Origin of the sequence: Mesorhizobium sp. M0018, assembly GCF_040323955.1 — a bacterium.
Classification (GTDB): domain Bacteria; phylum Pseudomonadota; class Alphaproteobacteria; order Rhizobiales; family Rhizobiaceae; genus Mesorhizobium.
This window is the reverse complement of sequence record NZ_JAMYVL010000057.1, coordinates 1-8,778: the sequence shown is the minus strand read 5'-3', so window position 1 is coordinate 8,778 and position 8,778 is coordinate 1. Positions and strand designations below refer to the sequence as shown.

Annotated in this window: 8 protein-coding genes and 3 pseudogenes; 6 read left to right on the top strand and 5 right to left on the bottom strand. The window is 59.9% G+C overall.

The window, feature by feature from the left end; all coding sequences use genetic code 11:
• Window positions 1-260: 260 nt before the first annotated feature.
• Complete coding sequence (locus NKJ81_RS32075) at window positions 261-1,199, bottom strand: NAD(P)-dependent oxidoreductase (RefSeq protein ID WP_352542925.1); 939 nt, start codon at window positions 1,197-1,199, stop codon at window positions 261-263.
• A gap of 145 nt (window positions 1,200-1,344) precedes the next feature.
• Here NKJ81_RS32075 and NKJ81_RS32070 point away from each other — a divergent pair, with 145 nt between their 5' ends.
• Window positions 1,345-2,241, top strand: a complete 897-nt coding sequence (locus tag NKJ81_RS32070; protein ID WP_352542924.1) for an NAD-dependent epimerase/dehydratase family protein — start codon at window positions 1,345-1,347, stop codon at window positions 2,239-2,241.
• 94 nt (window positions 2,242-2,335) lie between these two features.
• Here NKJ81_RS32070 and NKJ81_RS32065 read toward each other — a convergent pair whose 3' ends face one another.
• Together NKJ81_RS32065 and NKJ81_RS32060 are read right to left on the bottom strand one after the other, a co-directional pair.
• A complete protein-coding gene (locus tag NKJ81_RS32065) occupies window positions 2,336-2,824 on the bottom strand; it encodes a nucleoside deaminase (RefSeq protein ID WP_352542923.1) in 489 nt (162 codons plus the stop codon).
• 886 nt (window positions 2,825-3,710) lie between these two features.
• Window positions 3,711-3,773: pseudogene (locus NKJ81_RS32060) on the bottom strand (hypothetical protein); the annotation flags it as partial.
• A gap of 224 nt (window positions 3,774-3,997) precedes the next feature.
• Between NKJ81_RS32060 and NKJ81_RS32055 the strand changes: the two are divergent.
• The 3 genes and pseudogenes from NKJ81_RS32055 to NKJ81_RS32045 all read left to right on the top strand — a co-directional run.
• Window positions 3,998-4,640 (top strand): annotated as a pseudogene (locus NKJ81_RS32055) (IS1595 family transposase); the annotation flags it as partial.
• Window positions 4,641-4,806: 166 nt separating this feature from the next.
• Window positions 4,807-5,001, top strand: coding sequence for a hypothetical protein (locus NKJ81_RS32050; protein ID WP_352542922.1), 195 nt, complete (start codon window positions 4,807-4,809; stop codon window positions 4,999-5,001).
• Complete coding sequence (locus NKJ81_RS32045) at window positions 4,979-5,413, top strand: hypothetical protein (RefSeq protein WP_352542921.1); 435 nt, start codon at window positions 4,979-4,981, stop codon at window positions 5,411-5,413. The genes NKJ81_RS32050 and NKJ81_RS32045 overlap by 23 nt, the downstream gene beginning before the upstream one ends.
• Before the next feature lie 531 nt (window positions 5,414-5,944).
• Here the strand turns inward: NKJ81_RS32045 and NKJ81_RS32040 are convergent.
• Together NKJ81_RS32040 and NKJ81_RS32035 are read right to left on the bottom strand one after the other, a co-directional pair.
• On the bottom strand, window positions 5,945-6,802 hold the full coding sequence (locus tag NKJ81_RS32040; RefSeq protein ID WP_352542920.1) for an EamA family transporter: 858 nt from the start codon (window positions 6,800-6,802) through the stop codon (window positions 5,945-5,947).
• The gene (locus tag NKJ81_RS32035) at window positions 6,799-7,413 is read right to left on the bottom strand and encodes a nitroreductase family protein (protein ID WP_352542919.1); all 615 of its coding nucleotides are present in this window, start codon (window positions 7,411-7,413) and stop codon (window positions 6,799-6,801) included. The genes NKJ81_RS32040 and NKJ81_RS32035 overlap by 4 nt, the downstream gene beginning before the upstream one ends.
• Window positions 7,414-7,523: 110 nt before the next feature.
• Here NKJ81_RS32035 and NKJ81_RS32030 point away from each other — a divergent pair, with 110 nt between their 5' ends.
• Together NKJ81_RS32030 and NKJ81_RS32025 are read left to right on the top strand one after the other, a co-directional pair.
• Complete coding sequence (locus NKJ81_RS32030; protein WP_352542918.1) at window positions 7,524-8,525, top strand: LysR family transcriptional regulator; 1,002 nt, start codon at window positions 7,524-7,526, stop codon at window positions 8,523-8,525.
• Window positions 8,526-8,555: 30 nt separating this feature from the next.
• Window positions 8,556-8,778 (top strand): annotated as a pseudogene (locus tag NKJ81_RS32025) (FadR/GntR family transcriptional regulator); the annotation flags it as partial.

Genomic DNA, 8,778 nt, shown 5'->3' with positions numbered 1-8,778 from the left:
AGCGGCCGCAAGGACCGTGCTCAAAGGCCGGACATATGGACGCAAGCGATCGAAAACGACGCAAAACAACCGTTGCAGGCAGGGCGCCGTCCACATATGGATCTCAGGGTCTGCGCGACGTCGCTTCGTTCCTGCTCCGCCCTGGGATGACGAAGGTGTGGTGTCATATGCTAATCGCCAGCGTTGGAGATTGGCGGATGTAGCTGGTCGGCAGCGAACGTTTGCAGTTGCGACACTCCCAGGCGTTAATCCCAACGTTCTCAGATCGTCTGCTTTTTCCCATCTTTTGTCGGCATGAGGTCGACGCCGTTGACCTTGCCGATATGCGTGGCCAGCATCGGCACGTACTGATCGGCGGGGCCGGTGGCAAAGGCGCCGGCGAAGGCGTTCTTGGTGGCGTTGCCGAGCGGGTTGGCGATGCCGGCAGCACCCGCCATCGATTCGAGATAGGTGAGATCCTTGAAGGCGTTGGCGATGGTGAATTTGTGCGCGTCGCGGTCGCCTTCCAGCGTCCAGCGCATGAAGGTCTGATAGAAACCGCAATCCATGCGACCGTTGCGGATGACGCTGTCGAAGCGCGGCGGCGAGATGCCGACCTTCTGCGCCAGCGCCAGCGCTTCGGAATAGATCGCGGCGTAGCCGAGCGAGATGAAATTGTTGAGCAGCTTCATGCGGTGGCCATCGCCGGTGTCGCCGATGTGGACGATGCGTCCGGCCCAGGTTTCGAGCACCGGCTTCAGCCGGGCAAAGACCGCATCGGGCGCGCCGACCATGGCGTCGAGCGTGCCTTCCCAAGCCTCCTTCGGGGTGCGGCTGAGCGGGGCATCGACATAATCGACGCCGAGCCCCTTGAGTTCGGCGGCCAGCGCCACCGTCGAAACGGGATCAGAGGTCGAGCAGTCGACGACAACCGATCCCTGCTTCAGGCCTTCCTTGAGGCCGCCTGGGCCGCGGATGATGGCTTCGACCTCGCGCGAGCCGGTGACGCAGATGAAGACGATATCGGATGCCGCCGCGACATCGCGCGAGGTCGCCGCTTCCCTGGCGCCGCGGCCGAGCAGGTCTTCCGCCGGCGTGCGGTTCTTGCGGCCGAGAAACGTCAGCGGATAACCCTTGTCGACGATGTTCTTCGCGATCCCGTGCCCCATCAGGCCAAGCCCGATGAAGCCGATCTTTTCGCTCGCGGCAGTCGTGTTCATGTCGTTTCGTCCTATTTGCAGTGATGGATGACGGCGCTGCACATTGCCGGCGAATTGTTGAAGCGGGTTTTTGCCGCATGCCATGGCAGGCGATTGCAGAGTTCGATATTGTCTGACAATACACATGAATTCCAGGGAGAGCAAAATGACGAAGCGGATCATGTTCACCGGCGGCAGCGGCAAGGCCGGGCGCCACGTCGTGCAGCATCTGGTCGAGCGGGGCTGCCAGGTGCTCAACATCGACACCAAGCCGCTCGACAATCCCAAGGTGCGCACGCTGATCACCGACATCACCGACAGCGGGCAGGTGTTCAATGCGCTGTCGAGCTATATCGGCCTGCATGAATTCGACCCGTCGCTGCGCTCGCAGCCGGTGGATGCCGTGGTGCATTTCGCGGCGATCCCGCGGATCATGATCACGCCCGACAATGAGGTGTTCCGCATCAACGCGCTCGGCACCTACAACGTCATCGAGGCCGCGGTGAAGCTCGGCATCCGCAAGGTGGTGATCGCTTCCAGTGAGACGACCTACGGGCTGGTATTCGCCAACGAGCCGCGCAACCCGACGCATTTCCCGCTCGACGAGGCGTACGACGTCGATCCGATGGACAGCTACGCCCTGTCCAAGGTCGTCAACGAGAAGACGGCGCGCGCCTTTGCGCTGCGCAGCGGCTTCGACATTTATGCCTTGCGCATCGGCAACGTCATCGAGCCGCATGAATATTCGCTGTTTCCGAAATGGTTCGCCGATCCAGGTTTCCGCAAGCGCATCGCCTGGAGCTATATCGACGCGCGCGATCTCGGCCAGATCACGCTGCGCGCCATCGAAAAGGACGGGCTCGGCTATCAGGTGTTCAACGCGGCCAACGACGACACCTCGTCCGATCTGCCGACAGCCGAACTCCTGAAGCGGTTTTATCCCGATGTGCCGGTCAAGGGTGAACTTGGCGAATACGAGACGCTGCTCTCCAACCGCAAGGCGCGGGACATGCTCGGCTTCCGGCCGGAGCACAGCTGGCGGAAATACGTCAAGACGACCTGACGGAGGCAGCTGACGCGGAACCGGCACTGGGCCAGCCCCGAATTGCTCGTCACGACTCCAGGCTCACGTGTTTGCCGCGCGCGGCAAACTCGAGCTACTTGTCTTCCCAGAATTCGGCCTGGAGTTGCGCGGCTTCATCGGCAAGCAACGGGCCGACGACTTCAGTCGGACGCTGCCCAGCTTCGAAGACGATCCTGCAGGGCAGGTCGAGTGTGGGGTTCTCGACATGTGCACCCGTCACCCGCTTGAGGTCATGTTCGCTCTGCCCAAAGACGACCCGTCCGATGCCCGCCCAATAGATTGTCCCGGAGCACATCGCGCAAGGTTCGGCCGAAGTGTAGAGTGTGCAAGAGGCCAGCTTTTCGAGACTGACATTCATCCCCGCCCACGAGGCCAGCAGCCTTTCGGCATGAGCGGTGCGGTCGCCGCCGCCGGCTTTGTAACCATTGGGCTGCTCGCGCAACACATTGCCGTCCTTGTCGGCGAGGAGCGAACCAAAGGGATGTTCGCCGGCATCGCGGGCCCTGCGCGCGACTTCGAACGCCTGACGGAGCAGGCGCTCATCATAGGGGCGTTGTGGCATCGGCAGATCCTCCGGCTATGCCGCTTGACCATAGTGCCGGACAATCCGCCGACACAAGTCGGCGGCCTGGGGCTCGGGACTCCTTGGTCAAAGCGGTATTATGGAGCAAACGGACCAAGATCTCAAAGGCGGTGACTCCACAAGAGACCAGAATCCGGTCATTGTTGGCTGATGGGCTATTTGGGGAAGTGCTTCCGGCGCGCGTTCGCGGGTTCCGTGCTATTCACGGACAAACTTTCAATCGTCGGCGGTGTATTGGTGCCGGCCGTATTTTCGGTCTCGGGTGAGGCCGTGAACGCGGCGGTACAAGCGTATGTGGCCTGGACGATAATTATTGTCGTTGGTGGTGGCGTCGGCCTTCGGCTTCTCACTGCGCCATATTTCATTTGGAAAGACGATCAAAGGGACTTAGCGGAGCTTCGTGGAATTCTCGCTGACACGTCCCTGAAGAGACGGCAGTTCTTTGAGGAATCATTTCTGGCGGAACGGGCAAAACTGGCCAAAGCGATGGGCAAATTCGCGGCGCTTGACCTCCCTATCGTCCAGATAGCCACGATCAATCCCGATGTCGAATTGAAACCGGTAACAGAAACCGCCGTGTTGTTTTTTTCCGACGATCACTTCAAGCAATATTGGAGGAACTTCTGTTCCGGCCTTCGGTGGACCGTTGATGGCTCAAAGTTTTTTGCGGAAGCGGGCGACAAGATTCCAGAGCCGCAAAAGCTTGAAGTCGTGGATCGGATCATCTTCGATATGGCCAATATGAGGGCCGCCGCAATGGCCATGGTTGCCGTTCTGACCGAAGACCTCAAGCATTCAGAAGACTATCAGCAACGCGTGGCGGAGCTTCAGGACCGATACTCCCATCTGGACAAAGAACTCATGCCTAACGAGCGATGGAATCCGCCGCCGTCCCTATCGCCTCCAGATACTGGAGAAGGAAGGCAGCGGTGAACTTGCCTCTCGCAAGCTTGTTGCGAAATGTTCACCTTTTCTCATCCACACCCAATTGCATTGAGCTTTTCAACGAGTTCGGCGTAGGTAACGGCCCCTTCGCTTCAATTCGGCTTTGAGGATGTTTGCTGCTAGCGCCTCATGATCGGTCTTTTCAGCCATACGTATCGCCTTTGCGTAAAAAAGTATCGCAAACGATGACATAACCCCTTGTCCCCGAAGACCGCCTTCGTGCCCGGCCACAAGCTGCACGAAGCCCTATCGGCTGAAACCAAGAACGAAACGCTTGAAGGCGAAGTCGAGGTCGACGGCGCTATTTCGGCGGCGTGGTTCGCCCCGAGAACCGCGTGGAAGACCGCAGGAACCGTCGCGTGAAGGAGAACCAGTCAGACCGCCCCCGTGTTGTCATCGCCCTGCGCGAGCGCGTCGGCCGCACCTTGACGTTCATCCGTCATCGTGAAGCCGAAGGTGTCAAGATCGCCCGCGCTCGCATGCTGGCCAATACCAAGCTGTTTGCAGACGAGGCGAGCCATTGGGACACGCTGGAAGCCGAATACGCTTCGACCCGCATCAGCCACTCGGAAAGCTACAGCGACGGCCACGGCAAGTATACCAACACGATGCAAAGCTATTTCAGCCGGTTGCGCCGCATGGTCGCTGGCCAGCATCACCACGTGTCACACAAATACCTTTATCAGTACGCAAATCACGCCGCGTGGCTGGAGACCATCGCAGAAGCCCTAATGGGACCAACGCAACCACCATCGCAACCACCATCCTGAAAGGTGCGCTCAATCACCCCGTGTCACGGGTTTGGGCTGGTATTGGCAGTGATCCATGTGACATTTACGCACTTTCGTAGCTATTGAAACGCGTGTAAGAGCCACTACCTAATGACAAACAGTGAAACCATTCACGGACTGTTCATCCCAATTGGCGCATTGAATATGCAACCTTGTCATCGCGAGACGCGTTGATTGGGCTAAGGATACGTGCTTATGTACAACATGGAACTGAGGGAGCGGACAATGGCAGCGCCGATGAGGAAGACCGTGGATACGTCCGCGTCGTCATCGAATGGCGGCAGGCATTTCCCGCCGGAATCTTATTTGTATGATGACGATGTGACGCCAGAAGCCGTGGATGCCATGCGGCAGAAGGCTGCAAAAACCATTGATGCGCAGGAGTGGGAAGTCGTGGATGGCTTCAAATACTCCGCCTAATTGGCTAGCGCAGCCACCAACCGCATTCGATTTGGTGGCTGCGAGATTCCCTGAGACAAAGCCCAAGGGCGAGCTTCGGCTTCGCCCTTGTTTAGTTTTGAACGTTCTTAGGGGTAAGAACGACGGCGCGATTGCGTGTAGGTTGGCCTACGGGACGAAGCATCTAAAATTTATCCAACGCAAGACGCTTGATATCATCGTCCAAAATCATGACGACCTAGACGCTATGGGGCTGTCCATGGCGACCAGATTTGATCTTGACCCAAAGAATGTTGTTATCCTGCCGTGGAATGAGGAAAATTTTGGGTGCTGGTCTGGCTATCCACATCCCAAAATCGGCGCTCTTTCCGAAGAGTACATAAAAACCTATGCCTACATCATGGCGCTGAGACAGGCCAACAAAACAGCCTAATTTCGTGCCTTTGACGCTCTCCGTCACTTTGGCGACTAGACGCTGTCAGCGGCATCCCAGCCCTTCGCAGTGATGACACGCAAGGCGATCTCACGGTTTGAGCCTTGCCTACTGTCCCTGCGCAGTAGCCGCGCCAGCTCGTTGCGTTTGAATAGGCGAACACCGTAACCTTGGGCTTGATGTCGCGTGGCGGCTCGGCGTAGCCGAAGATCGCCAGCGCATGGTCAATGTGCGACAGCTGGTCCTCTAATGCGGATTTCTGCCGTTCCACGTCGAGGAGCTGGCCCGACAGTTCCGCCCGCTTTGCGATCAATGCGTAGATGACGAGCGGCTGTCCATGCCCCGGATCTAGGGGAACGAGCTACCGCGTGCTTGGTCTATGTTGGTGCTTTTTCTACATAAGACCGGATCAAAACCAGCATGGCAGCGCCCCTTGCGCCGCCAATGAATCAGAACGCCGTTCTCTGTGATTCCCTTAATACGTCCTGAGCTAGGCGATCTGGAGTTGAAGCCCTCGGCAACCCGGAGCGTTCACCCTGACTTGCGATTAGGCCGTTGAGCCAGCCAGATGCTGCCGATGACGAAAACGACGCCGGCGATTTGAGGCAAGGTCAGTGTCTGATCCAGGAATACCCATCCGAGCAGCACGGCGGTCACCGGGCTGAGGAAAAGCAGCGATGACACCACTGCGGATTCCAGTCGCGCAATGCCCCGGAACCAGAGGACATAAGTCAGCGCCGCACCGATCAGGCCGAGCCACACCAGTCCAAGCAGGTTGGCCGCGGTAGGGAACGGGATGGGTGGTTCGAAAAGCAGGACAACCGGAACGAGAAGGAGACCACCGGCAGTCAGTTGCCATGCGGTAAAGGCGAGCAGCGATGCTGGCGGCTGCCACTTGCGGCTCAACACACTTCCGAAGGCCATTGAGGCCGCCCCGGCGAGGCCGGCGGCAACGCCGGCCGCATCGAGCGTCGCGTTCGGGGTCAGCACCAGCAACGCGACACCGGCGATCCCGACAAGGGCGGCGACGATCGCCAACCGGCGGACAGGGCTGGCAAGCAGGGCAGCGGCAAGGAAAATCACAATCAATGGCTGGACCGACAGCACGGTCGCCGCGACCCCGCCCGGAAGCCGGTAGGCGGCGACAAACAACATGCTCAGGAAGATCGAGATGTTGAGGGCTCCGAGGACGAAATTGCGCAGCCACCAGACGCCCGTCGGCAGTTGCCGAACGATCGCCAGCAGCAGCAATCCGGCGGGCAGGGCTCGCAGCATTGCGACCGTCATCGGCGAGAAGTTCGGCAGGAACTGCGTGGTGACGATATAGGTGCTGCCCCATATCGCGGGTGCGATGGCTGTAAGCAGCAGATCGGAACGGTGCGTTTTCATAAGATTTCCAGAACTTCGGCAAGAGGGCGGCGCGGCTTTTGCGGCCAGTTTCCGGGCGCGGCGCGGCCGACCGCGATGAGCATCACCGGCACTTCATTCCGCGCAAGGCCGAACTCGCGCGCCACGCCGTCGGCATCGAAGCCTGCCATCGGACCGGAGACCAGCCCCAGCGCTTCGGCCGCGAAGATCAGCGTTGCCGCGCCAAGCGTTGCCGAGCGCACCGCTTCGTCGCGGGCCGCTAGAGGATCGGCATATTGGGCGCGGGCGCCCTCCCGCCAGCCCGAAGCCATATCCACCGGCATGAAGCCGGCTTCGACGAAAGGACGCAGCCTGGCATTGAGGGCAGCGTGGTCGGGCAGTACGCCGCAGATTATGAAGGTGACGGCGGCGTCCTGCACCTTGGCCTGGCCATGGGCGAGGCTGCGCAATCGTGCCTTTGCTTCCGGCGTCCGCACCGCGATGAACCGCCAATTCTGAAGGTTGTAGGCGCTTGGCGCGCGCGTTGCGAGACGTGCCAGTTCCTCGATCTCGGCATCCGTCAATTCGTGCGAGGCATCGAACCGATTGGCCGACATGCGGCGCTCGATAAGGAAAATTGCGGGGTTGGTCATCATGTCATTCCGAAACTGAGAAAGTCGTTCGGGAAGCAGATAGAGAATTTACCAAGGAGCGATAATATGCAACAATTGCAAGACATTATTTACTGGAAGAGAATGGTGCGATGGATCGCCTGACGGCGTTGCAGGTTTTCCGCCAGGTGGCGGAACTGAACAGCTTTGCCGAAGCCGGACGGCGGCTCGGTCTCTCGCCTCCCGCTATCAGCAAGAACATCGCCGAGCTGGAGGCGCATCTGGGGGTGCGGCTCATCAACCGGACAACGCGGCGCATGGCGCTGACCGAAGAGGGCAGGATCTACCTGGAGCATGTCACGCAGGGGCTCGATGCGCTGGCCAGGGCCGACCAGGTGCTCGGCCCGATCAAGACGGCGCCGAGCGGCACGTTGCGGGTCAGCGCGCCGATGACTGTCACGTTGACGCGGCTTTCGGCTGCCATCCCCGCGTTTCTATCGCGCTATCCCGATTTGAAGCTCGATCTGCACCTTGACGACAGGCGCGTCGATATCGTGCGGGAGGGATTTGATCTTGCCATTCGCGGCAGCGACAATCTCGAGGATTCCAGCCTGGTCGCCAGAAAGCTTGCGGTCATGCCGCACGTGCTTTGCGCAGCTCCGTCCTACTTCGAGGAGCATGGCCGGCCCAAGACGCCTGCCGATTTGAAGGCGGCCAATTGCATCCGGTTCAGCCTCTCGGGGCATGCGGACATATGGGAATTCCGCAAGGACGGCCGCGTCGAGCGGATCGCCATCGACGGACGATATACGGTCTCGTCGAGCCTTGCCGTGCGCGATGCGCTGCGTGCCGGCTTCGGCGTCAGCCTGATCCCTTATCCCTATGTCGAGAGCGACCTGAAAGCAGGCCGGCTGCAATCGGCTCTGGATGACTGGGACAAGGTCGAAACCACGCTCTACGCGGTCTATCCGGCACGGCAGCATCTTGCCCCGAAAATCCGCGTCTTCCTTGATTTCCTGATCGAGGAATTCAGCCGGGACAAAGAGAAGCCGTTCGTGCCTCCCCGGCGTGAACGCCCGGCAAAGCGCGGTGTCGGCGAGGCGACGGATGCGGAAAATCAAGCTAGGATATTGCCGGCGATTTCATCTCCTTGACACGCCTCCAAATCCGGACTTTGTGGAGCTATGCAGGACGCGAAGCCGAATAAGGGAAAGACAGCGGCCGAGGCGTTCGCCGAACGCACGAGCGGTATTCGCCGGGCCGATGCGGCGCGCATACCGGGGTCGAGCGTGCATGCGTCGCTGGCCAACGAAATCGGGCTGAGGATCGTGCGCGGCGACTATCCGCCGGGAACCATCCTGCCCAACGAAGCCAAATGGTCGGAGACCTTCGACGTCAGCCGCTCGG

Bases quoted from the DNA above. Each gene is read 5' to 3' on its own strand.
- NKJ81_RS32040 (WP_352542920.1), bottom strand. From the start codon at position 6,802: ATGAAAACGCACCGTTCCGATCTGCTGCTTACAGCCATCGCACCCGCG.
- NKJ81_RS32035 (WP_352542919.1), bottom strand. From the start codon at position 7,413: ATGACCAACCCCGCAATTTTCCTTATCGAGCGCCGCATGTCGGCCAAT.
- NKJ81_RS32050 (WP_352542922.1), top strand. From the start codon at position 4,807: ATGGCAGCGCCGATGAGGAAGACCGTGGATACGTCCGCGTCGTCATCG.
- NKJ81_RS32075 (WP_352542925.1), bottom strand. From the start codon at position 1,199: ATGAACACGACTGCCGCGAGCGAAAAGATCGGCTTCATCGGGCTTGGC.
- NKJ81_RS32070 (WP_352542924.1), top strand. From the start codon at position 1,345: ATGACGAAGCGGATCATGTTCACCGGCGGCAGCGGCAAGGCCGGGCGC.
- NKJ81_RS32030 (WP_352542918.1), top strand. From the start codon at position 7,524: ATGGATCGCCTGACGGCGTTGCAGGTTTTCCGCCAGGTGGCGGAACTG.
- NKJ81_RS32065 (WP_352542923.1), bottom strand. From the start codon at position 2,824: ATGCCACAACGCCCCTATGATGAGCGCCTGCTCCGTCAGGCGTTCGAA.
- NKJ81_RS32045 (WP_352542921.1), top strand. From the start codon at position 4,979: ATGGCTTCAAATACTCCGCCTAATTGGCTAGCGCAGCCACCAACCGCA.